Consider the following 24612-nt stretch of genomic DNA (forward strand, 5'->3'; position numbering starts at 1 on the left):
GATTCGGGACGGGCGCTGTCAGGGCGCCGGGGGCTTGTACGGGCCGAGTTGCGTGCGGGCGGCGTCGGCGTAGGACGTGTCGATCACGTCGGTGGACTTGACGGCTTTCGTCAGGGTTCCTTGCTGCACATAGAACTGCTGCAGCCGGTCGAGATAGGCCGGGTCGAGCCGCTGCTCCGGGTCGAGCCCGCTCGGGTTGGTCTTCTGCACCAGGTCCAGCGGGGTGTTCGACTCGTCCGCGATGATCTGCTCGGCCTGCTGCTTGTTCTTGTCGTGGAACATCGCGTCGTTGTAGGCGCGCACCCCGCGCATGTAGGCGACCATGAACGCGGTGCCCAGCTGACGGTTCTCCAGCAGTTCCTTGCCGTAGAGCAACCCGGTCAGCACCTCGCCGTCCGGCGGCGCCGCCTCGGTCAGGTCGCTCGCCGGTTTGACGATGCCCGCCTCGACGGCCTCGGTGAGGTACGGCTCGAGCATGACCGCGGCGTCGACCGAATTTCCCTTGAGCGCGCCGATCTGGTCCGGTGACAGGACCGGGGTCACCTGGAAGTCCGACAGCGACATCCCGTGCCGTTGCAGGAAATTACTCAGCATGAAGACCTGAATGGACAGTTTACTGTGGACGGCGATCTTCTTGCCGCGCAGCGCCTGCAGGGTCGCGTCGAGGGTCGGCCTGGCGTACTCGGATCGCACGGCGAACTGTGTCGCGGACACGCCGGGGCGGGAACTCTGCTTGTCCCCGACGACGCGGATCTCGATGTCCCGGTTCAGCGCCGAGAAGACACCGGGAGCCAGTGACGCGCCCGCCACCTCCAGATGCCCGGTCGCCAGCGCGTTGGTGATACTCGGCGCGTCGTTGAGGCGCTGGTAGTCGATCTGGATACCGGCTTCCTTGAAATAGCCGAGCCGATCGGCCAGGAAGATCCCGGCGTCCGAGGTGACCTTTTCGGTGCCGACGCGAATCGTGGTGAGCCCACCCGATTCGCCCGCCCGCTGCCCGGCGCCGCAGCCCGCGACCAGTGCGATCACGGTGAGCGCCGTCAGGCAGACGGAGATGATTTTCTTCATAGGGATTCCTTTGCCCTGCTAGCCGAAGGTGCCGTACCGGCCCGCCCGGTAGATCAGCGGTTCCGCGTCGGCCTGGAAGCGGGCTTCGAGGACGTGCGCGGTCAGAATCGAGTGGTCGCCCCCGTCGTGCACCGCGGCGAGCCCGCATTCGAGCACCGCCACCGTGCCGGTGGCCAGTGTGGGGACCGGGGTGCGGCCCGGCACGATGACGTGCGCCAGCGCGGCCATGTCCTGGCCCCGCCCCGCGAACGCCCGCGACCACGCCGCCCGGTCGGCGGCGAGGTAGTTGATGCTGAACCGGCCGGCCTGCTCGATCCGGGGCATGACGCCGGTCTTGTCGTCGACCGCCACCATCGCCATCGGCGGATCCGCCGAGAGCGACGACGCGGAGGTACAGGTGATGCCCACTACCCCGCCCTCGGCGGTCCGGACGAGCACGACCGCGACGGGCGCGGGAACCTGCCGGAAGGCGTGCCGGAAACGCACCGCTTCGACGGCGCGGTCCTGAGTTCGCATCATCACTCCTTCACCGGTCGTAGCGAGATGTCGAGGACGTCGGTCCGGGCGGAAAGCCGTTGCGCGGCAGCGGTTCCACCGACCACGGCCGCCGTGGCGACCCAGTCCGCGCACGCTCCCGTCGAGGCCACGACGGTCGCTTCGTCCACATCGGACATCGACGGGCAGCCGGTGCGCGGATCGATCAGGTGGTGCAACCCTTCGCCCCAGCGGCGTTTCGCCGTGCCGCTCGTGGCGACCGCGCCGTCCCGCACGACCACGACCTGGCCCGACGGGGTTTCCACCGGCCAGCCTTCACCCCGCGGTCCCGGTCCGCGGCAGGAGACGTCCCCGCCGAGGCTCGCCGCGGAATCGGGACCGAGCCACGAAACGACGTCGTCGGCCCAGACTCCTTTCGCGAGCCCGCCGAGGTCGACGGCGTGCCCGGGCTGCAGGCGGGCCTGCCGGCGCCGCAGTTCGAGGACCGAGGTCAGCGGCGGCACCGGCACGGGATCGACCGCGGGCACCGCCGGTCCGTCCAATGAGTCCGGATAGCCCGCGGCCACCAGCCGCGGCAGGACCGCGATGTTGATCAGCCCGTCGCTCGCCATCGCGACGTTCAGCGCGTGGGCGAGCAGCCGGTGCAGCTCGGGCGAAATGTCGTGCCAGCGCCCGGCGCCGGCGTTGAGCCGCGAAAGCTCGCTGTCGGCCGTGAACCGGGTGAACCGGCGGTCGAGCTCGCGCAGCCGCCATTCGATCTCAGCGAACGGGACCGCGGGCGGGCCCTGGCAGACGAGCGTGATGTCGCACGTGAAAACCGTGCAGGAGTGGATCGAAGTGCCGGCCCGGGGCCCGGCCTGTGGAAGAGCACGCGGGCGCACATGCACCAGCTCCTTCCTGGTCGCTTCGTTGCGGGCCTAAATATGTCATTCATGATGCGATTTATCAAGGCCGATCATGACCCCGGAAAAAACGGCGCGAAATGATCAGTGCGCCAGTGCCGTCGCGGTGGCGTTGTGGATGTGTTCCCGCCACAGGGCGCTCGCGCCGTCGGCGTCGCGGGCGGCGATCCTCGCGACGACGGCCGCGATCTCGTCGATACTCGCGCCGGGGCGGCCGTCGTGACTGAGCGAGCGGGCGCGCAACTGCGCCAGCCGCCCGTGCAGCAGGCGCGCCTGCGCGTGCAGGATTTCGTTGCCCGCGCCCGAATACAGCACGTCGTAGAACTGGTTCTTGGAGCTGAGCATGCGCGTGACCCGGCCGGATTCGTGCGCCGCCCGCAACTTCGCGAGGACCGCTTCGAGCCGGGCGACCACGTCATCGGAGGCACGTTCGACGAACAGCCGGACGGCGAAGCACTCCAGTGCCTCGCGCACCTCGTAGATCGCCCGCGCCTCGTCGTCGGTCAGCCGCGCGACGACCGGCCCCTTGTGCGGCGGGATGACGAGGAAGCCCTCCGCCTCCAGCTGCCGGCAGGCCTCGCGGATGGTGTTGCGCGAGACGTCCAGCCGCTCGCACAGTTCGCGTTCCACCAGCCGCTGGCCCGGTACGAGGGCACCGCTGATGATCTCCGCCCGGATGGCCTCGACGGCCTGCAGGCGGACCGGGGCCGCGACGTGGGTGACCTTCACCCGCACAGGATACCCGCCGATCACACATTGTGTGGTTGACCGATTGTGGGACAATCTTCTAGGTTGGCCGGGTAGCCGTCCGAACCGAAAGGCGCACCATGTCCCCGACGCCGGCCGCGGAAGTCACCCGCTACGGCCTGTTCATCGACAACCAGCGCACAGCACCGATCGAGGGCGAGTACCTCGACGTCGTCGACCCCGCGACGGGTCGCGTCTGGGCGCAGGTCCCGAACGCGAGCGCGAAGGACGTCGACACCGCGGTCTCGGCCGCGCGCCGCGCGTTCGAGGACGGCGACTGGCCCGGCTACCGCGCGGCCGACCGCGCCAAGTTCCTGATCCGCTTCGGCGAGGCGATCGCCGACCACGCCGACGAACTGGCGGCGCTGCAGGTACGCGAGAACGGCAAGCTGATCCGGGAGATGGCCGGGCAGGCCAAGCTGATGCCGGAGTACCTGAACTACTACGCGGGCCTCGCCCAGATGCCGACCGGCACGACGAATCCCTTGCACGTCAAGGACATGGTGAGCTACACGGTGCGCGAGCCGATCGGCGTGGTCGCGGCGATCACGCCGTGGAACTCGCCGTTGCTGTTGCTGCTGTGGAAACTCGGCCCCGCGCTCGCGGCCGGCAACACCGTGATCGCCAAACCGTCCGAGGTCACCCCGGTGTCGGCGATCCGGTTCGCCGAACTCGCCGCCGAGGCCGGTCTCCCGCCGGGAGTGTTCAATGTGGTCACCGGGCTCGGCAGCCCGTCCGGGACCGCGCTGACCGGGCACCCTGGCGTGGACAAGATCGCGTTCACCGGCTCGACCGCGACCGGCCAGGCCATCGCTTCGCAGGCGGGCAAGACGCTCAAGCGGGTCTCCCTCGAACTCGGCGGGAAATCGCCGAACATCGTCTTCGACGACGCCGATGTGTCCAGCGCGATCAACGGGCTCATCGCCGGGATCTTCGGCGCCAGCGGGCAGACCTGCATGGCCGGTTCCCGGATCCTCGTGCAGGAGAACAGTTACGACCGGGTGGTGGCCGAACTCGCCGAGCGCGCCGACGCGATCAAGGTGGGCGACCCGCACGATCCGGCGAGCGAGATGGGCACCGTCGCCTGCCGGCCGCAGTTCGACAAGGTGCGCCACTACATGGATCTCGCCAAATCCGAGGGCGCGCGCCTGGTCGCGGGCGGCACGACGGCAGAGGTCGACGGCTTCCCCGACGGATTGTTCGTGCGGCCGACGGTGTTCGCCGACGTCAGCAACGACATGAAGATCGCCCGCGAGGAGGTCTTCGGCCCGATCGCCTCGGTCATCCCATTCCGGGACGAGGACGACGCCGTACGCATCGCCAACGACACCGAATTCGGGCTCGCCGCCGGGATCTGGACGCAGAACGTGCAGCGGGCGCACCGGGTCGCCGGGCGGCTGCGGGCGGGCACGGTCTGGATCAACAACTATCGCAAGACCTCTTACGCCACACCGTTCGGCGGGTACAAGCAGAGCGGTCTCGGCCGGGAGAACGGCCCCGACTCGTTGCGCGAGTACACCGAGGAGAAGAGCGTGTGGGTCGATACCGGCCAGGGCGTCAAGGACCCGTTCAATCCGCGAGCCTGAGAGAGGGCAAGGACATGTCAGCAGCGTCGCTGGACACGGTTGTCGTGATCGGATCGGGAGTCGCGGGCCTGTCGGCCGCGGTTTCCGCCGCGGAGGAGGGCGCGCACGTCGTCGTGGTGGACCGCGCCGGGTCACTGGATGCGGGCGGGAACAGCAAATGGACGTCCGCGTATCTGCGGCTGGAGGATGTTTACGAAGCAGGTGAGTCCTTTGTGGACGATCTGCGCGAGTTCTCGGGCGGCCGCACGCCGGACTGGTACGGCAAGACGCTCGTCGAACTGCTGCCGGAGACCATGGAGTGGATCCAGGGGCACGGCGCGCGGTTCCGCAAGTTCCCGACCTACTTCATCAACAGCAACCGGCCCCGCCTCCAGCCGGTGGGCGGTGGCGAGGGCCTGCTGATCCACCTGCGGGCGGCGGCGGAAAAGCTCGGCGTCGAATTCCGGTACGAGACCACGGCCGAGCGGCTGGAGGTCGGAAACGGCCGGGTCACCGGCGTGGTCGTGAGCGACACCGAAGGGACGCACACGATCCCCGCGAGCGCGACGGTCATCGCCTCGGGCGGGTTCGAGGGCGACGAAACCGTGCTGGGCAAGGAACTCGGCGGCGATGTCAGCACGTTGATCCCCATCGCGCCCGGCGTGCCGTTCAACAAGGGCGAGGGTATCCGGATGGCGCTGGAGATCGGCGCGAAGCGCGGCGGCCAGTGGGACAGCTTCCACGCCGAGCCGGTCGATCCGCGGTCCGGGCAGCCGGAAGCGCTCGTGATGGTGTTCCCGTACGGGATCCTCGTGAACAAGCACGCCGAACGGTTCCTGGACGAGGGTCGCGGCACGGTCGACGAGACCTACGAGCGCACCGCGCGGGAGGTCTGGGCGCAGCCCGGCGGGACCGCGTACTTCGTGACCGACCGGAAGTTCGAGCAGGTCACCGATCGCGAGCGCGGCCTGTTGACGAGCGCGAAACCGGTCTCCGCGGGCAACCTCGACGAACTCGCCGCCGCGCTGGACCTACCCGCGGAAAAGCTCGCCGCGACCGTGACGACCTTCAACGAGTCCGTTGTAGACGGTCCGTTCGACTGGCGGGTACCGGACGGCAAGCACACCGACGGGCTCACCCCACCCAAGACCAACTGGGCGCTGCGGGTGGACGAACCGCCGTTCCTGGCCTACCCGGTGGCTTGCGCGATCGTGTTCACCTTCGGTGGCCTGGAAACCGATGCCGCGGCCCGGGTCGTGGACGAGCAGGACACCCCGATCCCGGGCCTGTACGCGGCAGGCGAATGCACCGGCATCTACCACGACAAGTACCCGGGCGGCACGTCGGTCCTGCGCGGCATCGTGTTCGGCCGCGTCGCGGGCCGTGCCGCCGGGCGCGGCTAGGCCGGTTCTCCCGCCAGGTGGGGCACGACCCGCTCGGCGTCGTACTGCCAGAGCGTGTGATGTTCCCGCCGTGCGATACGCCACCCGGATCCGTGCCGCACCAGCTGGTCCTCGTACCGCAGGCCGCGAACGAGGATCGGGCCCGCGTCGGGGATCAGGTGGGCGACCACGAAACTGGTGGCCGTGGCGGTATCACCGGTCACGGTCACCGTTTGGTTGGCCAGTGAATGGCACGTGTGCGCGTAGCCGCCGCTGAGTCTCCCGCCGGCGATCATGTCGGCGATCTTCACGACGTTTTCGCCGCCGAACAACGACAGTTCGGCATCGGCGGTGAAGGCGGCGCCGAACAGGTCCGCGTCTTTCTGGTCCACTCCGGCCCAGTAACGCATGCACGCGTCCCGGATTCCCTGCTCGTCGAGCAACCGCCGCACAGCTGGCTCCGTCATGTCCTGTCCTTCGGGTTGTTTCGTGCCGTGAGCCGGGTGATCATCGTGTCGAGTCGTCCGGCGATCTCGGCCGGAGACGCCGCGGTGAATGAGACGTCGGTGAGCCACTGCCGGATGACGGTGATACTGCCGCCCGCCACGAAGGACGCGATGACGGCGGCATCGACGACCCTGGCCGCTTCGAGCTTCTTTTGGCTCTGCGAAGCGAAAAACTCTTCGAGGACTCCGCAGAACCGCCCGCTTCGCTGCTCGAACACGGGAATGTAGAAGCGATCCTGCTCACGAAGGTGACGCAGGATCGTCTCGGTCAACTCCCGGCGTTCCGCGCACTCGGCCCGGCCCCGCCCGATGACGGTCTCCACTGAGCGGACCGCGGCGTGCGCGATCACGGAGTCCCGGTCGGAATAGTTGAGGTACAGCGTCTGCCGGCTCAACCCCGCCCGCCGCGCGATGTCGGCCAGCGGGATGTCGGCCGTCTGCCGTTCCGCGACCAAGGCGCGCACCGCGTCATCGACGGCTCGGTGCGTCCGCACTACCCGCGGATCGACCGCCGCCTCACCAGCTCCTGGCACAGTTCTATCTGACATATGTCAACTATCATACACATGTCCATCAAGTACGCTGCGGGCCGCGTGTGGTCGCCGGGATGGCGACGGGGCAGGTGGTGGAGAACAGGTTGACGGAGGACTTGGTGGCCGCGGACGCGCAGGGCGGTATGCACGCCCGGCCCACCGTTGTGTCGCGGATCCGGCGGACCTCGTCATGCGCCAGCGCGGGAAACGCTCACGCCTTCGGTGCAGCATCCCTCGGGGCATCGGAGGCGTCCCCGATCGGGACGATATCGACCGGGAGGGCGGACATGATCGGCATGCGGAGTACCTGTTGCGAGGGGCCGCGCGTGCTGGTCAGGTTGTTGACGTTCGCCCCGACGCCGGGGGTGAACGGGTCTTCGTCCGCCAGTCCGCCCCAGCCGTGCGTCATGGCGACGACGCCTGGGCGGAGGCTGTCATCGGAGCGCGTCACCGCCTTCACCGTGCCATGATCGGACGAGATCGCCACCCGGTCCCCCGACACGAGACCTAACTCTGCCAAATCGCCGGGGTGAATGTGGAGCGGATTGGTGCCCCCCTTGTTCAACTCGGCAAGGTTCTTTCCCGTACCGTTGAACGTTTCCTTGGCCCGGCGGACGACAAGCCGGTACTGACGCCGAGCCGAGTCGTCGAGAATTCGCCTGAGCTCTCCCATTTCTTCGGGGAACTCGGGCGGAAAGAGATCGAGGTGGTCTTGCCGGCCGGCATCGAGTGGCCCGAGCACGGTGACCGACCGCGGTGGTGGCGCGTACCCGGTGGGATGCTTCTTGAGCTGCTCGAGCAGCTGGTCATCGTCTGCGATCAGCTCGAGCACAACGTCGCTCGAAGGTGGCTCGCCACTCAGTTCACCGGGCCGCCCACGAGGAATCGCGGCGAAGGCGCCGATGCCGTCGCTCTTGCCTTCACCGAGTCGCATGTCGAGCCGTTGAGCCCGCCCGAGACGCCAGAAGAATTCCCATTCGTCGACCGTTTCACCCGGCGCTGGGACGATCGGGTCCGAATAGATACCGAACGTGCCGTTGAGAATATTGAAGTCCGCGCGCTCATACATCATCGTGGGCGCGATGATGTAATCCGCCAAGCGCGCCGTCTCGGTCATGAACGGGTCTATGGTGACCATCAGCTCGAGGGCCGCGATCGCCTCCACCTGCCGGCGCGTGTCGGGTATCGCGTTGATCGGATTCCCGCCGATCGAGAAGAGCGCTCGTACGCGGTCCTGGCCGGGCGCCAGGATTTCCTCGGCCAGTAGTGTCGCCGGCAGCTCGCCGAAGTGGCTATGCGGGCTGGGCAACAAACCGTACCCGAGACGGCTCTGCCAACCGGACTCCCATTTCCGGAAAGGTCCTATCACCTGGGCACGCGGCGCGGCAGCCTGCCCGGTCAGCGTAGCCGCGTTGACCTGCTCGCCCTCGACCGCGAAGCGACCGCAGATGATGTTGATCGCGCCGAGCAGGTGCTCACACGGGTTCCCGCCCGGTCCCATATCGGTTCCCGTGTGCCCGTTGGCCATACCGCGCCGGCCTTTGCCGAACATGATCGCGGCGGCGGAAATCGCCTCTTCGGGCACATCACAGATCTTTGCCGCGACCGCGGGCGTGATGTCCTGGACATAGCGGCGCAGGACATCCACGTTTCGCGCGTACCGTCCCCAGAACTCGGGGCGGTCAAGCCCTTCGGCGAAGATCACGTGCAGAAATGCGGACAGCAATACGGCATCGGTGCCCGGCCGGACCTGGAGATGGATATCGGCGCTCTTGGCCAGCTCCGTTCTCCGCGGGTCGACAACGATGAGCTGCAGACCACGTTTCCGCTGATCTCGAAGGTTGACGGTCGGGTTCGTGTTGCTCCACCCGGCGCTTTGCAGCGAAACCAGCTGGTTGCCCCCCACCTCCATCCACACATCCGCGTCCTCGAGACGATGCGGACCTCCCACATAGGCGCCGGTCCGTCCATAAGAGACAGTCTTGGAGGCTTGATCGATGGTGATCGGCGAGAAGGTCTTGTGTGACCCGATGGCCTCCCACCACGCCTTCGCGATGGGCAGGGTCGCCGTTGCTCGCCACGAGTAGGTGCCCCAATAGCTGCCGACCGACTCGGGGCCGGTTTCGGCCAAAATCGCCGTCAGGCGCTCGCCGATCTCGTCGATCGCGGTTTGCAGGCTTATTCTTTCGAATTCGCCGTCGGACCGCCTGCGAAGATGGTGTAAAATTCGATCCTGGTGATTATGGGCCGCCGGCGCATTACGGCCCTTGACGCAACTGTAACCGGCCGAAGAAACGTTGGTGGTGTCGGCTCGGACGCGGACGATTTTATCGTCCGTGACATCGACCAGCGTGCCACAGATCGCGGGACACAGCCGGCAATAGGAAACGTGTGTGCTCATGCGGGAGCCTTGGCCGTCCTCGAGGCCGCGAACAGCGTGCCGAGCGCGAGCAGGCAAGCCGCGCCGACCCAGATGGCCGGACTGAGCGCGGAACCCGTCCCCACCACCAGCGCCCCGGCGATCAGCGGCGTGGTGCCACCGGCGATACAGACACCCACGTTCTGCGCGAAGTTCGATCCGGAGAATCGCACGTCCGTCGAGAACAGCTCGGCGAGATAGGCGTACGCGGGCGCGGTCAAAAAGGCTACGAGCATGAGGTAGACGGCGACTCCGATGAACAGAATGCCCGGGGCCGTCGCGGTTCCGAGCAGCCAGAGAATGGGAACCGACAGCACCAGGAACGCCGCGAACGTGGCCACCATGACTCTCGTATGGCCGAAGCGGTCGATCAGGCGACCGGCGATCGGAGAGCCCACGGCGGCGAGCAGGGTCGCGATCCCGTACACGAAAATGATGGGAGTCGCCGGCAACTGTCGTGTTGCCGCCAGGTAGGTGGTCAGCCAGCCGGCCATCCCGGAGACGGCGTTGACCCCGAGCGCCAGCCCGCATCCCAGCAGCAGCGGACCGCGGTGCTGGCTGAAGAGAGTGCGCAGCGGTGTTCGCGAGGTTTCCTTGCGGGCCACCAGATCGAGGAACTCGGGCGAATCCTCGATCCGGCGCCGGGCCAGGAAGGCGAGCAGGCTCAGCGGAATCGCGACGAGGAACGGGATCCGCCAGCCGTAGTCGAGCATCGTCGCCTTGGACACGGTCAGGCTGGTCAGCGCACCGATCAGAGCACCCGTCGCGCCGCCCAGTGTGGAGCCGAGCGGCGTCAGTGAGGCCAGGAAACCACGGCGGGATGGAGGCGCGGATTCGAGGACATAGGTGACGGACCCGAGTACCTCAGCCCCGGCGGAGAAGCCTTGGGCGAGCCGCAGGAACACCAGCAGGATCGAGGCCGCGATCCCCGCTGTGGCGTGGGTGGGGAGCACGCCGACAAGGCTGGTCGCCAGGCCCATCAGCAGGACGGAGGCCAGCAGCGCCGTCCGCCGCCCGCGACTGTCGCCCAGCCGGCCGAGGACCAGTCCGCCGATCGGGCGCGCGACGTAGCCCAGTCCGAAAACGCCCAGGCTGACCAGGATGGACGACGCCGCGTTACCGGCCGGGAAGAACAACGGCGCGAGGTAGACGGTCAACACACCGTAGAGGCCGTAGTCGTAGTACTCGACGAACGTACCGACGGCTCCGGCGACGGCGGCGCGACGCGCCACGGGCGGGATCGGTTCCTTCGTTCTACTCACGGTGGCGGCCGAAACGGGCGAGTTCATTCTCATCACTCCTAAGGCGTAGCTGGTTCAGCTGCGTAATTGAGGTAGGGGAATCGAACTCCAAGCCGGTGGGTCTTCGGTCGGATCGAACGTCCCGTCGCAGGCTTATTGGCCGCGCCGAGGTGAAAGCGAGCGTACGAGTGGGTGGCCGCGATGTAATCATCAGTATGACGGTCCATGTTGCGATCGTCAACAGACTGCTATGCTATGGCGCGGGATCCGGCTCGACTTTCAACGGCAGCAAGGGAAAGAGCGAGATGGCCACAGTGGAGCGCAAACCGTCTTTCTGCCGGGTCTGCCAGAACTTCTGCCCGGTCGACGTCCACATCGCCGACGGGGCCGTGCAGCGCATCACGGGTGCGGCCGGCAACGAAATCTACCGCGGCTACACGTGCGTCAAGGGCCGCTCTCATGTCGCCCTTTACAACCACCCCGAGCGAGTTCTCCACTCCCTCAAGAAGCTGCCCGACGGACGGTTCGCCAGGATCCCGACCGTCGACGCCATCGACGAGATCGCCACCCGGCTCAGTGCCGTCATCGATCGCGAAGGCCCGCGGGCGTTCGCGCTCTTCATGGGCACCTACGTGCCGTTCGAGAACCCGATCAATCTGAGCATGGTCGCGTCCTTCATCCGGGCCGTCGGCTCGCCGATGTTGTTCACGACGTCGACGATCGACCAGCCGGGCAAGCCCATCGCCAAGTCGTTCCACGGCGCGTGGATGGCCCCCAGCCAGGCGTTCAGCGACCCCGATGTGGCGCTCGTCGTGGGCAGCAACCCGCTCGTGAGCCTGGTTGGCCCGGCGGGCTTCCCCATGTCGTCCATCAGGAAGCTCGAAGCGCGGGGCGGCCACCTCATCGTGCTCGACCCGCGCAAAACCGAGACGGCCAAACGCGCCTCGATCCACCTCCAGCTCAAGCCCGGCGAGGACGCGGCCGTCCTGGCCGGGATGATCCGCGTCATCATCGACGAGGATCTGGCCGACCACGAGTTCATCGCGGAGAACGTCGACGGCTACGAGCGGCTGCGTGCGGCCGTCGCTCCCTTCACTCCCGAGTACGTGGCTCGGCGGGCCGGGATCGATGCCGCCGATCTCACCGCCGCGGCTCGGCTGATCGGCAGCGCTCCTCGTGGGTACGGGGCTTCCGGCACCGGGGCGAACATGTCCGGGCACGGGCCTCTCGTCGAGTACCTCGTCCTCTGCCTGAGTTCGATCCGCGGCCACTGGACGCGCGCCGGCGAGCGCCTCCCGAGCCCGAGCGTCCTGACCAGTGCCGCCGAGCCGCGGGCGCAGGCTCGCCCGCCGTTCCCGGACGTCGAGAACCCCGAGAAGCTGCGCGTGCGAGGGCTCACCGCGTCGCGGGCGGGGATGCCGACGAGCGCGCTGGCCGACGAGATCCTGACCCCGGGTGCGGGCCAGGTCCGGGCGATGATCAGCACCGGCGCCAATCCCGCCAAGTGCATCCCGGATCAGCTCAAGGTGGTCGACGCTCTCCGGTCCCTGGAACTGCTGGTCCAGGTCGATGTCCAGATGTCGCCGACGGCCAGGCTCGCGGACTACGTCATCGCCGCCCGGCTCCCGTACGAGATGCCCGGCACGAACGGTTTCATGCAACGGATGGCGGAGTACACGGTCGGCGCCGGGCTGCCCGAGCCGTTCGGCCAGTACACCGACGCGGTGGTCGAGCCACCGCCCGGAGCCGACGTGATCGAGCAGTGGCGGTTCTTCTACCTCCTCGCCCAGCGCCTCGGTCTCGAGCTCACCTTCGACGGCCTGGTCCCCGACGGGTCCGAACCGACCCCCCTCGACATGGACGGCGCGGGTGACGCCGGCGCGCTGATGGAGATCGTGCACGCCGGCTCGCGGATCCCCCTCGAAGAGGTTCGGAAGCATCCGCAAGGGGCGCTCTTCCCCGAGCCGGCCGTCTTCGTGGCACCCAAGGAAGCCGGCTGGACGGGACGGCTGGACGTCGGGAACGAGACGATGATGGGCGACCTCGCTGCGACATTGACGAGCGCGCGGGATCCGGAGGATGAAGCCTTTCCGCTTCGCCTGCTCTCGCGCCGGCTGCCGTATGTCATGAACTCCCCCACGTTGGCGGCGCCACCCGGCAAACCGGCCCACAACCGGGCGAACTTCCATCCCGGCGATCTCGCGGCGCTGGGCATCGCGGCGGGCACCCTCGTCGAGATCCGCTCGCCGCGGGCCGCCGTCGTCGCGGTCGCCGACTCGGATCCGACGATGCGACCGGGTACGGTGTCGATGACCCATTCCTTCGGTGACCTGCCCGGCGAGGACGACGACGTGTGGCGCCACGGAACCAGCATCGGGCGGCTGATCGCCGACGACGTGGCATTCGATCCGTACTCGGGTCAGCCCCGGATGAGCAACATCCCGATCCGCGTGACGGCGCTCGGCGGGGCCGGGTGAGCGCCGGGCCCGCCCGATGACGCTGCAGGCGCGGCACATCATGGTGACCGTCCCCAAGAGACTGGGGGCGGACGCGCGCATCGCCCACGTGCGGGCCGAGTTCGAAAACGACCACGTGCACCTGGTCCTCGTCGTCGACCGCGACGGACGACTCGTCACCGCCATCGAACGCGCCGACCTGACCCCCGGACTGGACGACTCGTCCTTCGCGTCCGCGTGCGGCCGGCTGGAGGGCCGCACGGTCTCCGCGACGACCCCAGTGACCGCGATCGCCCGCCTCCTCGGCAGCACCCGTCGCCGGCTCGCCGTCGTCGACGACCACGGCCGTCTGCTGGGGCTCGTGTGCCTCAAGCGCAGTCGTCGCGGCTATTGCGACGACGACGGCGTGCGGGCCCGGGCGCAGGAGAGAGGCGGGACGGTTCCCGCTCCCCTGCCTCAAGACCGGTTCCCTTCGACACCTAGGCGGTGATCTCGGGGGGCATCGGCGGCCCTTCTGAGCGGATCGCCGGCCGCAACAGGAAAACGCACACGATGGAGAGCGCGGCAAGCGGGGTGATCACCAGGAACGCGTCGCCGAAGGCCGTCCCGTAGGCACTGCTGTACAGCTCGCGCACCGGCGGACTCAGCGTGTCGAGGATCGGGATCCGGCCTTGCTCGGGCAACGGGCCGGAGGTCCGGCCCAACCCGGGCAACCCGTCGGCGACCTTCGTCGCGGTCCTCGCGGACAGGACGGCGCCCATCACGCACACGCCGACCGCTCCACCGAACGACCGTGCGAAGCCCGCCATGGCACTGCCCGCGCCCAGGTCGCGCAACTCGACGTTGTTCTGAACCGCGACAACCAGATTCTGCGTCGTCAGACCGAGGCCGAGGCCCAGCACGCCGAGGTAGCCCCCCACCACCACCAGGTGGGTGTGGACGTCCACCGTCCCGAGGAGCGCCAGCCCCAGTGCGACGGCTGCCGTGCCCGACACCAGCCATACCCGCCAGTGCCGCCCCCCGATCTTCCGTCCCGACACAACGCTCGCCAGAGCCAACGCGCCGATGGTCGTCATCGTCATCAGCCCCGCGGCCTGCGGGCTCATCCCGCGGGCGAGCTGGAAGTACTGGGCCGGATAGAGCGTCGAGGCGAACGCGGCGGTCGCCAGCAGGCCCGACGCGAGCGTGGCCAGGAGGACGTTGCGGTTGCGGAAGAGACGCAGGGGCAGGACCGGTTCCGGGTGCCGGAGCTCGAAGACCACCGCGACGACACCGATCAGGAGGCCGCCCCCGAGCATCCAGGCCGTACTCACCGAGACCCAGGGGAACTGCTGGCCGACCAGGCTCGTCCAGACGAGGAGGAGGCCGACCGAGGTGACGACCAGTGCCGACCCGGTGAGGTCGATGCGGACCGGGCTACGGCCCCGCGGCAGGCGAAGGGTCAGGTGCAGCAGGACCATCGCGACGACCGCGATCGGCAGGCTGGCGAAGAAGCAGCCACGCCAGCCGAGGGGCGAATCCACGATCACCCCACCGATGAGCGGGCCCGCGAGGGTGGCGACCGCGTACACGGCCCCGACGTAGCCGGAGAACCTCGCGCGTTCTCTCGGCGTCCCGACCCACCCCACGATCACCAGGCTGAGCGACGACAGGCCACCCGCCCCGATGCCCTGGATGGCTCGGGCCACCAGCAGGACGGTCATGGAGTGTGAGAACGCGCCCACCAGCGACCCGGCGACGTACAGCAGCATCGCCGCCTGGATCAGGAGCAGCTTGTCGAACAGATCGGCGAGCTTCCCCCAGATCGGCGTCGTCGCCGTCAGGGCGAGGAGGGTGGCGACGACGACCCATGAGTAGCCCGTCTGGTTCCCGCCGAGGTCGCCGATGATGCGCGGGAGCGCGTTGGACACGATCGTGCTCGACAACATCGAGACGAACAGTGCGAGCATCAGCCCCGTCAAGGCCACCCTCAGGCGCCGTGGGGACATGCGCTGAGGTGTGGTGTCCATCGTCAGCTCGGTGGAACCGGATCCGGCCACCATCGCTACTCCGCGCTCCTCACTCAGCCGGCTCCTTTGTGGCCGACCGAGCGGCGCACCCCAGAGGGGATCCGAAGTCGCATGGACCCGTTTCGATATATGATATCTAGCGTATCACGAAACCGGCACTGGTCTGGGGATCGATGACGATCAGGAAGCGCTACAGCTGAGCCGGGCTCAGGGGATGTCGGCGGCCCAGCGGCCGCGTGCGAAGCCGATCGCACGGTCGCGGAGCATGTCCACGAGGTCCTCGAACAACCGGCCCGCGTCCTGGCCCGCCCACTCGGCCCCGAGAAGGTGCGACGGCAGCCCCGGATCCCGCAGCGGTAGCCGTCGCCACCGATTGAAGGCGAGCACGTAGTCCCGGAACGCCTCGGCGTCGCGCCCGCCGTCAGCGGTACCGCGCGCGGCCCAGAGCTCCGCCACCGGCCGATAGACCTCGACGAAGTCGAGGTAGGCGTCGTTGAGCTCGGCGAGGTCCCAGCCGCGCCCGATGACCTCCGCCGGGTCGGCTGCCGAGGGCAGGCTGGCGTGGAACACGTCGACGAACCGCCCCAGGTCGTACTGGCGCAGGACCGCGTTCATCGGCCCCTCCATCCGGGCCGGCGCGAGGAGGGTCCCAGGGCCGATCGCGCCGAAACCGAGGCTGCCCAGCCGGGACCGGAGGAGATGGCGCCGGGTCCGGGCGGACTCCGGCACGGAGAACGTGACGAGCACCCAGCCGTCCTCGATCCGGGCCTCTTCCCGCGGATGCCAGACGATCTTGTCGCTCTCGGCGATGTTGGTGAGAGCCAGTTCGCTCAGCCGGTATCCGCGCATCCGGCCGCGCTTCTCGGGTTCCAGCCATCCCCGTCGCTTCTGCCGGGACACCATCGCGCGGACGAGCGCCTCGTCGAAGCCCAGCTCGGCCATCAGCTCGACGATCGCCGACACCGGCGCCCAGCCGCCCGCCGGCCGCACGATCAGCGCGAGGAACTCGGCGAACAGGCTGTTCGGGTGAGCGACGGCCCATCGTGCGCCGGGCTCGGGGGTGTGCTGGGTGGTCATTCGCTCGTCCCCACAGAGGTGTGCCGAGCACATTAGCAGCGCGCCGGCGGGACGGGCGCCGACCAAGACACTTCAACCGGTTATCGAATGGAATACGATATCTGATATAGACACCCACTACACAGTGGACTATCGTCGGTCGCCATGAAACTGGTGGCGGAGGCGCAACTTCGCGACATCATCGAGCAGATCACTCCCTTGCTGGAGGGCAACGAGGCGCCCACCGTCCGGCGGCCACCCACCGATCCGCTGGAGCGGGACGCGTGGTTCGCCGAGGTGTCGCAGCGCCGTGCGACGCAGCAGGCCCGGACGGTGGAGCGGATCCGGGCCGCGACCGCCGGGGCGCCGGCCGTCGACGGGGTCGACGTGACCGAGGTCCGCATCCCGGTGGCGGGAACCTGCGGCTGGGCCGGGTGCCCCGACTGCACGGCCGGGTCGATCAACGCGATCGTGTACCGGCCGGCCGGCGCCGTGGACGTGCCGGTCTACTTGCACTTCCACGGCGGCGGGTTCTGGATCGGCGGCGGCGATGTGCTGCGGGCCGCCGGCGCGCCGCACGCCACCCGGGCCCGGGAACTCGGCGTCGTGGTCATCGATGTGGACTACCGGATGGCGCCGGAGCACAAGTTCCCGCTCCCGGTCGAGGACTGCTACGCGGCGGTGTCCTGGGCGGTGTCGAACGCCGGGGAGCTCGGTGTCGACCCGAGCAAGATCGCCATCGGCGGCGGCAGCGCCGGTGCCGCCCTGGTGGCGGCCGTCGCACTGATGAGCCGGGACCGCGGTGGACCGGCGATCGCCGGGCAGGTGCTCAACATCCCGGCCGTCGACAGCGGCTGCAGCACGGAATCGATGCGCCTGTTCGCCGAGGGCTACGTCATGACCCGCCGGAACGCCCTCGAGATGTGGGAGATGTACCTGGCCTCGCAGGCCGACGCGTACGAGCCGTACGCCTCGCCCGTCCACGCGTCCGACCTCAGCGGGCTGCCCCCCGCCCTGGTCCTGCTCGGCGACTACGACCCCCTGCGGGACGAGGGCATCGCGTACGCCCGCCGCCTGATCGACGAGGGGGTCACAGTGACGATGCGCCGCTTCCCCCAGGCCCACGGCGCGGCGCTGCCCGAGGTCGGTCCGGAGACCGAACGCCTCACCGACGAGTTCCTCCGCGCGAACCTGCTCTAGTCCGTAACGAGCTGCGGGCCCGCCACACGGCGGGCCCGCAGCTCGTTACGGCAGGACTACAGCGACGCGCCCCCGTCGGTCCCGATGACCTCGCCGACGATCGCGCTGGCCGCGTCCGAGGTCAGGAATGCCACCACGTTCGCCGTCTCCTCGTGCAGCAGGTAGCGGCCCAGCTGGTTGCGGATCATCGAGTAGAACCACATGTTGTTGAACGCCGGGATCTTCGCCTTCGTGCGCACCATCGATCCCGGGTTGACCCCGACCACGCGGATGCCGTGCTGGATCACCTCGGCCGCGAGGAACTTCGTGAACGACGCAAGCCAGCTCTTACCGGTGCCGTAGAGCAGGCCCCTCGGCGCGGTCGGCATGTTCGCGGAACCACTGCCGATGTTGACGATGTGCCCGCGGCCCTGCGGGATCATGTAGTCGAGCGCCGCCCGGCTCGCGTACATCGGACCCGCCATCGTCCCCCGCAGGGACCGGTCGAGGTCGTCCCTGGTCGCCGTCGCGAAGTCCACCACGGCGACGTCGACGGCGCTGTTCACCAGCACGTCGATCCCGCCCAGCAGGTCGTTGCACTCCGCCATCCACCGCTGGATGTCGTCCCAGTCCATCGCGTCGCCGTACACGCCGAAGGCCCGGGTCCCCCACTTCTCCGACACCCGGGCGGCCACCCCGTGCGGGTCCGGTCCGGCGTACTGCGGCAGGCTCCCGGTGGAGTCGGTGGATTCGACCTTGATGTCGACGAGGGCGACGTCGGCGCCGAGGCCGGCGAACCGGTTGGCACAGGCCTGCCCGAGCCCGGCCCCGCCCCCGCCGGTGATGACCACCTTCCGGCCGCGCATGTCGAACAGGTCCGTGACCCGCTTCTCGATCGAGTCGAACGGCATCCGCTGCTCGTCCCACAACAGGTCGAGGCTGTCCCCCGCCTCGACGGCGCGGTTGTAGAGCGAATTGAAATAGTCGTTGGCCATGCTTCGTCCCGCCTTTCCTTGGCCCGGGCCAAGGACCCGGGAGCTCCGCCCGGAGTCAAACACCGGCCCGGGGGCGGGATCCACGAAGGCGTCCCGGCTCGCAGAACCTGTCGCGTTCTGTTCTGCGAGACGCGGCGCTGGCCCTATGCGGGCACCGCATCCGAGAGTGGGAGGGCGTGCCAGTGACCGACGACCGAGGGGATGACCGTGGCGACCCATTTCCTGCTGCAGGTGCTTCAGAACCACATCGACGCCGGCAACGGGTCGCAGACCGTCTGGTGGGACGAGTCGCGGATTCCGCTCGACTCGATCGAGAAGCGGGTCACGGACCTGCTGGACCTGCGGGGCCGGCGCGCCGTCGTCACCGGCGGCGCGGGGATCAACCTCGGGCAGGCGTGTGTGAACCGGCTGGCCGGCCTGGGCGCGGACGTCGCCGTCGTCGACCTGAGCGCCGAGCAGGTGCGCGAGCGGGGCTTCTCGCGGCACCCGTCCGCACCGGACGCCGAGGGTGTCGCCGCCGCTGCCGCCAAGAAGTGGGGCACGAACGTCGTCCCCATCCACGGCGACGTGATGGACTGGGACAGCGTGCAGCAGGTCATGACGACGGCCGCGGAAGCCTTGGGCGGCATCGACATCCTGGTCAACAACGCGGCGGACGTCGTGGTCGGCGACTTCATGAACTTCGGTCGCGAGGAGATCGACCGCTCCGTGCGAGGTACCCTGACCGGCCCGATGTACTGCACCCGAGCCGCGCTCGACCACATGGTGCCCCAGGGCCGCGGCCGGATCATCAACATCGGGTCGGAGGCGGGCAGCTCGGCCATGCCCGGGCTGACCGTGTACGGCGCGCTCAAGTCCGGCCTCGGCCAGTTCACCCGGTTCCTCGGCAAGGAACTCGGCCCGCAGGGGATCCAGGTACTGGGGGTCAACGCCGGCTCGATGTGGGGGCCCGGCCGCCCGCTGACCGACGACCGCCCGGAGACGCTCTATCCCCGCGGCCGCACCGCGATCCAGCGCTACGAGCTGCCGGAGGAGGTCGCGAACATGGTCGCGTTCCTCGCCAGTGACGCGGCGAGCGCGATGAACGGCGCCATGATCGACATGGGCGGCGGGATGGCGGTCTGAGCCCATGACCGAGCCGGGTGTCAGCACTGAGCGGGTCCAGGGCACCATCCTCGTCATCGCGATCGACCGGCCCTCGGTGCGCAACGCGGTCGACGCCGCCACGGCCCGGCAACTGGCCGAGGCGTTCGACGAACTGGATTCCGATGCCGGTCTTCGTGTCGGCATCTTGACCGGGCGCAATGGCGACTTCTGCACCGGCATGGACCTCGCCGCAGCGGCGCGGGGCGAGCGGCCGATCGTCCCGGGCCGCGGTTTCGGCGGCCTCACCGAGCGACCGCCGCGCACACCGCTCATCGCGGCTGTGGAGGGCTATGCGCTGGCCGGTGGTTTCGAGATGGTCCTCGCGTGCGACCTGATCGTGGCGTCCCGGACCGCCCAGTTCGGCCTACCCGAGGTGCGGCGCGGCCTGATCGCGGGCGCCGGCGGCCTGCTCCGGCTGCCGGACCGCATCCCCTACCACGCGGCGATGCGGCTCGCCCTGACCGGTGAGCGGATGGACGCCGCCACGGCCGAGCGCTACGGCCTGCTGGCCGGCCTGGTCGACCCGGGCGGTGCGCAAGCCGCGGCGATCACACTGGCCGAGCGGATCGCCGACAACGCCCCACTGGCGGTGCGGAACAGCAAGCGCATCGTCGCGGAACTCGGCCGCCCGGTGGCAGCGGAGTTGTATGCACGGCAGGAACCGCTGCTGCGCGAGGTCTACGACTCGGCCGATGCGAAGGAAGGCGTCGTGGCGTTCACGGAGAAGCGGCCACCGCAATGGCAGGGGCGCTGACGCGAGGAGAGCGATCACGGTGACGCTCTCCTCGCGCAGCACTCACTCCGCTTGGTCTCGCAGGAAGTCTCGGGCCGAGGTCGCGGCGGTGGCGCCGTCGGCGGCGGCCATCACCGCATAACCCCCGAAGCCCCGGCGTGCGCCGCCTGCCGCGAAGAGGCCGGGCACGGGGGTGCGCATCCCAGCGTCGACCACGACACCGCAGCCGGCGTCCTCGTCGAGCAGCGATTCCAGCAGGCCCGTGTTCGGCGCCATCCCGCTGTTCACGAACAGGCCGGCCAGCGACAGGTCGGTGACGGCCGCCGATCCCACGTCGCGAACCTGAACCGCGGTCAGCACCCCGCCGGATTCGTGCACCTCGGTCACCTCGGCATTGGGCAGAACCCTGATCCGCTCGCTCGCCTCGATGGCCTGGTAGGTCGCGGATGCCAGCTGCGGATCGGGCCGGCTCGTGATCAGGGTGACGTCGGACGCGTAGCGCGCGACCACCAATGCTTCACGCCCGGCGAAGTCGTCATCACCCACCACGGCCACGGGCCGATCCTTGAAGAACGGTCCGTCGCAGGTCCCGCAGTAGGAGATTCCCCGTCCTTCGAGCGCGTCCTCACCCGCGACCCCGAGTTTGCGCCGCTTGGCGCCGGTGGCGAGGATGACGGTCGCCGCGCGTGTGGTGTCCGACAGGCCCGCCACGAGGAACCCGCCGGATTCACGGGAGATACCGGTGACATCGTCGAAGACGAATTCCGCGCCCGCCTCGACCGCCTGCGCCTCGACCCTGCTCGCGAGTTCGCTGCCGGAGACGGGTTCGGTCAACCCCGGATAGCGGTCGACCTCCTCCAGGTTGATGAGCTCGCCGCCCAGCACGATCTCGGTCAGGACGGCCGTGCGGAGACCGAAACCGGCGGCGAACAGCCCGGCGGTCAATGCCGCGATGCCACCGCCCACGACTGCCACATCGAGGACCTCCGGCGCGCTCATTGGGCCGGCCCATCGACACCGGAAACCAGGCCTTCGCGCAGCTCAGCGGCCTTCAACCCGTCGATGCCGAGCAATGATAGGACCTGCGGCAAAGCCTCCTGTGCGCGTTCGGCGATCTCGCTCGCCTCCAGGCTCGAAACCGGATGCTGGACGCGCGCGAACTCGTAACCCGGGATTCCCCGGCGTTTCGCCATCGCCGCGCCGGAGGCCAGGAACGGCTCGGTGCAGATCGCGACCGTGGGCACGCCGCTGATCTCCAGATCAGTGGCGACGTGCAGCGTGGTCGCCGAGCACGAGCCGCAGTCACCCAGCCCGGTCAGCACGACGTCACAGCGATCGATCAGGTCGGCCAGCTGCTCACTGGACGGCAGCATCACACCGGCGGTGATCACCGGGCCGATGACCTCGGCGCCGGGCAGTTCGTCACTCAAAAGGCCGGCCACGGCCTGCAGCAATTCGGGCGCGTTGCGCTTGGTGTTGGCGAGCAAACCGACGACCAGGCCCTTCCTGCTCGTCGGCCGCGGCGCGATGTTCATTTGTGCCACCGAATCCACTGGCACCGGGATGAGAGCTTCGATCGTCATTTGTCGGCCTTTCCACTTCGCTGTTCGACCGGCGAAAGGATGAACTCGCCCGGCGGCGTCGAATAGCACCAGCTGGTGATGACGGAGGAAATCCCCGCGTTGCGGCCGCCGGCGACGATCAGCGCGATGTCGTCCGGGCACCGTGCGCCGTAGCGATAGGCCGTTCCTCCCTCGCTGCGATCGCGCAGTGGATCCGGGCGGATCGCGAGCCCGGCCCGTTCGAGATCGGCCACCGGGCGCCGGAAGTTCTCGTAGAGGTACTGCTTGACCTCCTGCTTGGACCAGCCGTGCTTGGAACCGACGAGATCCGCGTGCTCCGGTCCCATGACGACCACCACCGGGCCGCCGGGCACCATCGCGCCGAGCCTGGACAAGGTGTCCGCGATGGTGAACAGGACCCCCTCGGCGCTGCCGCTCATCCGGTTCTCGACCGGCTCCGGTCCGCGCGCGCTCATCACCATCACGGTGCTGCTGCCGGCGGCGAACCCACGCTCGACGTGCAGCGGCTCCCACGGCGACTGTTCTTCGTTCTCGGCGATGCAGAACCCGGCCTTGCCGGGATGTCCCTGGGTGGCCTGGTCCAGGGTGCTGGGCAGGAACCCGAGCACGTTGCGGATGATCAGCCGCAGGGCGCGTCCGATGGCGACATTGGCGTGCGCCACGGGGGCGTAGACGTTGGTGCCGCTGTTCATGCCCAGCTCGCCGCGCACAGGTCCGTTCACCACGGTCAATTGCGCGGCGCCGCCCGTGCTGGCATTGCTCATGTAGAAGTAGGTGCGGTCGCCCGACCCCCAGCGTGAGTCGGCCCAGCCACGGACCGCGGCCACGACGACCCGGAACTGCTCCGGCGCACAGCCGGCCAGGACAGCGTTGACGGCCGCCAGGCGGACCGTCACCTCGCGGCGGCTCTCCTCGACAGCCAGCAGTACCTCGTCGGGATCCGCGTCGACCGCGGCCAGGAAGTGATCCACCCGGTCCTGGGTCGGCACCGTCACCGGGAGGTGATCGGTCCAGCCCCGGGAGGCGAAATCGCGGCCGATCTCGTCCTCCGACTCGCCGGCGATCGTCTGAGCCACCTTCATTGGTTACTCCTTCTGACGGGGTTCCGCAGTGTCCCGATGCCCTCGATCTCGACCTCGACCACATCGCCGTCCCCGAGGGGTTCGAGGTCCGGCGGCGTGCCGAAGCAGACCAGGTCGCCGGGGCGCAGCGTCATGAACCCGCTGATCCAGCTGATCACCTCGTCGGTCGACCAGTTCATCAGCGAGGTGACCGTGTCGGTGACGACCCGGCCGTTGATCCGGGCCCGCAACGGCGCGTCGTCCGGATCGAGTTCGGTCTCGACGACCGGGCCCAGCACGCCGAACGTGTCGAAGGATTTCCCCGGGAGGAACGGGAAGTTGGTCGTCACGCCGAGGTCCGTGGCCGTCACGTCGTTGACGCAGGTCCAGCCGACGACGTGGGCGCGCGCCTCGGCCGGGGTGACACCGCGGCAGGTCCGGCCGATCACCGCGGCGATCTCGGGCTCGTAGACGACGGTGGGGCAGCTCTCGGGCAGCACGATCGTGTCGCCGTCGCCGATCAGTGAGCTGGTCGGCTTGATGAAGAAGCTCGGGCCGTCGCGGCCGTCCCGGCCCTTCCAATTGCCGAGCAGGCAGACCACGGTGCTGGTCGGCGTGACCGGCTTGACGACGGTGAGCCCGTCGGCCGGGCCCAGGTCGCGACCCTCCTGGCGGAGGTCCCCGAGGTCGCGCAATTCGACCGAGTGCTCCCGGTCGAGCCGGGCCCAGACCTCCTCACCGGAGCCGAGCAGAACGCGCCCGATCTTCATGCCTTCGGTCCCCCGGCGACGTAGAGCACCTGTCCCGAGACGAACGAGGCCTCCTCGCGGACGAAGAACGAGACGGCAGCGGCGATATCCTCCGGCTGGCCCACCCGGCCGACCGGGATCTCGGCGGCCCGCATGACGGTGTAGTCCTCGTACGGCATCCCGATCCTGACCGCGGTGTCGCGGGTCATGTCGGTGACGATGAACCCGGGCGCCACGGCATTGGCGGTGATCCCGAACTTCCCGAGTTCCATCGCGAGCGTCTTGGTGAACCCCTGCAGCCCGGACTTCGCCGCGGCGTAGTTGGCCTGGCCCTTCTTGCCGAGCGCGGACGTGCTGGACAGGTTCACGATCCGGCCCCAGCCCGCGCTGACCATGTACTTCTGGGTGGCCCGCGACATGAGGTAGGCGCCGCGCAGGTGGACATTGATGACGGCGTCCCACTCGTCGGGCTGGAGCTTGAAGAGCAGGTTGTCGCGGACGATGCCGGCGTTGTTGACCAGCACCGTGGGTTCGCCGAGCTCCGCGACCACGCGATCGACCGCGGCCCCCACATCCTCCACAACGGACACGTCCGCGCCGACGGCCAGCGCCCTGCCGCCGGCGGCTTCGATCTCCTCGACGGCCGGGGCACACGCCTTCTCGTCGAGGTCGAGGACGGCGACGGCACAGCCGTCCGCCGCGAGCCGGTTCGCGACCCCGCGACCGATCCCCCGGGCACCTCCGGTCACGATCGCGACCGGGTTTCTGTCCTTGCCGAACACAGCAG

The 24612-nt window shown here is 68.9% G+C and carries 23 protein-coding genes; 7 read left to right on the forward strand and 16 right to left on the reverse strand.

What is annotated here, in order from left to right; translation table 11 throughout:
• Window positions 1-18: 18 nt before the first annotated feature.
• The 4 genes from LOZ83_RS17265 to LOZ83_RS17280 all read right to left on the reverse strand — a co-directional run bounded on the left by LOZ83_RS17265 (window position 19) and on the right by LOZ83_RS17280 (window position 3194).
• Entirely contained in the window at window positions 19-1068 is a 1050-nt protein-coding gene (locus LOZ83_RS17265) for an ABC transporter substrate-binding protein (RefSeq protein ID WP_236791791.1), read from the reverse strand.
• Between the two features lie 18 nt (window positions 1069-1086).
• Window positions 1087-1584, reverse strand: a complete 498-nt coding sequence (locus tag LOZ83_RS17270) for a flavin reductase family protein (protein ID WP_236791792.1) — start codon at window positions 1582-1584, stop codon at window positions 1087-1089.
• A 2-nt stretch (window positions 1585-1586) separates the two neighbouring features.
• A complete protein-coding gene (locus LOZ83_RS17275) occupies window positions 1587-2444 on the reverse strand; it encodes an FAD:protein FMN transferase (RefSeq protein WP_236791793.1) in 858 nt (285 codons plus the stop codon).
• Window positions 2445-2549: 105 nt separating this feature from the next.
• Window positions 2550-3194, reverse strand: a complete 645-nt coding sequence (locus LOZ83_RS17280; protein ID WP_236791794.1) for a GntR family transcriptional regulator — start codon at window positions 3192-3194, stop codon at window positions 2550-2552.
• Window positions 3195-3292: 98 nt separating this feature from the next.
• Here LOZ83_RS17280 and LOZ83_RS17285 point away from each other — a divergent pair, with 98 nt between their 5' ends.
• Window positions 3293-4798 (forward strand): aldehyde dehydrogenase, encoded by a 1506-nt coding sequence (locus LOZ83_RS17285; RefSeq protein ID WP_236791795.1) that lies wholly within the window; start codon window positions 3293-3295, stop codon window positions 4796-4798.
• A gap of 14 nt (window positions 4799-4812) precedes the next feature.
• The gene (gene tcuA / locus LOZ83_RS17290; RefSeq protein ID WP_236791796.1) at window positions 4813-6180 is read left to right on the forward strand and encodes an FAD-dependent tricarballylate dehydrogenase TcuA; all 1368 of its coding nucleotides are present in this window, start codon (window positions 4813-4815) and stop codon (window positions 6178-6180) included.
• Here tcuA and LOZ83_RS17295 read toward each other — a convergent pair.
• The 4 genes from LOZ83_RS17295 to LOZ83_RS17310 all read right to left on the reverse strand — a co-directional run bounded on the left by LOZ83_RS17295 (window position 6177) and on the right by LOZ83_RS17310 (window position 10906).
• On the reverse strand, window positions 6177-6626 hold the full coding sequence (locus tag LOZ83_RS17295; protein ID WP_236791797.1) for a nuclear transport factor 2 family protein: 450 nt from the start codon (window positions 6624-6626) through the stop codon (window positions 6177-6179). The two genes, tcuA and LOZ83_RS17295, sit on opposite strands and share 4 nt — an antisense overlap.
• Entirely contained in the window at window positions 6623-7213 is a 591-nt protein-coding gene (locus LOZ83_RS17300; protein WP_236791798.1) for a TetR/AcrR family transcriptional regulator, read from the reverse strand. Before LOZ83_RS17300 ends, LOZ83_RS17295 begins: the two co-directional genes overlap by 4 nt.
• Before the next feature lie 196 nt (window positions 7214-7409).
• Window positions 7410-9599, reverse strand: a complete 2190-nt coding sequence (locus tag LOZ83_RS17305; protein WP_236791799.1) for a molybdopterin-dependent oxidoreductase — start codon at window positions 9597-9599, stop codon at window positions 7410-7412.
• The gene (locus tag LOZ83_RS17310) at window positions 9596-10906 is read right to left on the reverse strand and encodes an MFS transporter (RefSeq protein ID WP_236791800.1); all 1311 of its coding nucleotides are present in this window, start codon (window positions 10904-10906) and stop codon (window positions 9596-9598) included. The genes LOZ83_RS17305 and LOZ83_RS17310 overlap by 4 nt, the downstream gene beginning before the upstream one ends.
• A 257-nt stretch (window positions 10907-11163) precedes the next feature.
• Between LOZ83_RS17310 and LOZ83_RS17315 the strand changes: the two genes are divergently transcribed.
• Window positions 11164-13335, forward strand: a complete 2172-nt coding sequence (locus tag LOZ83_RS17315) for a molybdopterin-dependent oxidoreductase (protein ID WP_236791801.1) — start codon at window positions 11164-11166, stop codon at window positions 13333-13335.
• 16 nt (window positions 13336-13351) lie between these two features.
• Window positions 13352-13804: an HPP family protein gene (locus tag LOZ83_RS17320; protein WP_236791802.1), complete on the forward strand. Its 453-nt coding sequence runs from the start codon at window positions 13352-13354 to the stop codon at window positions 13802-13804.
• Here the strand turns inward: LOZ83_RS17320 and LOZ83_RS17325 are convergent.
• Window positions 13794-15356, reverse strand: a complete 1563-nt coding sequence (locus LOZ83_RS17325; RefSeq protein WP_236791803.1) for an MFS transporter — start codon at window positions 15354-15356, stop codon at window positions 13794-13796. The two genes, LOZ83_RS17320 and LOZ83_RS17325, sit on opposite strands and share 11 nt — an antisense overlap.
• A 174-nt stretch (window positions 15357-15530) precedes the next feature.
• Entirely contained in the window at window positions 15531-16400 is an 870-nt protein-coding gene (locus LOZ83_RS17330; RefSeq protein WP_236791804.1) for a PaaX family transcriptional regulator C-terminal domain-containing protein, read from the reverse strand.
• Window positions 16401-16544: 144 nt separating this feature from the next.
• Between LOZ83_RS17330 and LOZ83_RS17335 the strand changes: the two genes are divergently transcribed.
• Entirely contained in the window at window positions 16545-17579 is a 1035-nt protein-coding gene (locus LOZ83_RS17335) for an alpha/beta hydrolase (protein WP_236791805.1), read from the forward strand.
• 56 nt (window positions 17580-17635) lie between these two features.
• On the opposite strand, the gene LOZ83_RS17340 is transcribed toward LOZ83_RS17335, so the two are convergent.
• Window positions 17636-18553, reverse strand: a complete 918-nt coding sequence (locus LOZ83_RS17340; protein WP_236791806.1) for an SDR family NAD(P)-dependent oxidoreductase — start codon at window positions 18551-18553, stop codon at window positions 17636-17638.
• Window positions 18554-18754: 201 nt separating this feature from the next.
• Between LOZ83_RS17340 and LOZ83_RS17345 the strand changes: the two genes are divergently transcribed.
• Window positions 18755-19678, forward strand: a complete 924-nt coding sequence (locus LOZ83_RS17345; RefSeq protein WP_236791807.1) for an SDR family NAD(P)-dependent oxidoreductase — start codon at window positions 18755-18757, stop codon at window positions 19676-19678.
• 4 nt (window positions 19679-19682) lie between these two features.
• Window positions 19683-20453, forward strand: coding sequence for a crotonase/enoyl-CoA hydratase family protein (locus LOZ83_RS17350; protein WP_236791808.1), 771 nt, complete (start codon window positions 19683-19685; stop codon window positions 20451-20453).
• Window positions 20454-20495: 42 nt separating this feature from the next.
• On the opposite strand, the gene LOZ83_RS17355 is transcribed toward LOZ83_RS17350, so the two are convergent.
• The 5 genes from LOZ83_RS17355 to fabG are packed head-to-tail and all read right to left on the reverse strand — an operon-like array spanning window position 20496 to window position 24607.
• Window positions 20496-21431, reverse strand: coding sequence for an NAD(P)/FAD-dependent oxidoreductase (locus LOZ83_RS17355; RefSeq protein WP_236791809.1), 936 nt, complete (start codon window positions 21429-21431; stop codon window positions 20496-20498).
• Window positions 21428-22015, reverse strand: coding sequence for a UGSC family (seleno)protein (locus LOZ83_RS17360; RefSeq protein ID WP_236791810.1), 588 nt, complete (start codon window positions 22013-22015; stop codon window positions 21428-21430). The genes LOZ83_RS17355 and LOZ83_RS17360 overlap by 4 nt, the downstream gene beginning before the upstream one ends.
• A complete protein-coding gene (locus tag LOZ83_RS17365) occupies window positions 22012-23097 on the reverse strand; it encodes a hypothetical protein (protein ID WP_236791811.1) in 1086 nt (361 codons plus the stop codon). The genes LOZ83_RS17360 and LOZ83_RS17365 overlap by 4 nt, the downstream gene beginning before the upstream one ends.
• Window positions 23094-23846 (reverse strand): fumarylacetoacetate hydrolase family protein, encoded by a 753-nt coding sequence (locus LOZ83_RS17370; protein WP_236791812.1) that lies wholly within the window; start codon window positions 23844-23846, stop codon window positions 23094-23096. Before LOZ83_RS17370 ends, LOZ83_RS17365 begins: the two co-directional genes overlap by 4 nt.
• Window positions 23843-24607 carry a 3-oxoacyl-ACP reductase FabG gene (fabG, locus tag LOZ83_RS17375; protein WP_236791813.1) on the reverse strand — a complete coding sequence of 255 codons (765 nt, stop codon included), beginning with the start codon at window positions 24605-24607 and terminating at the stop codon, window positions 23843-23845. Before fabG ends, LOZ83_RS17370 begins: the two co-directional genes overlap by 4 nt.
• Between the last annotated feature and the right edge of the window lie 5 nt (window positions 24608-24612).

Origin of the sequence: Amycolatopsis sp. GM8, from assembly GCF_021653975.1 — a bacterium.
Lineage (GTDB): Bacteria > Actinomycetota > Actinomycetes > Mycobacteriales > Pseudonocardiaceae > Amycolatopsis_E.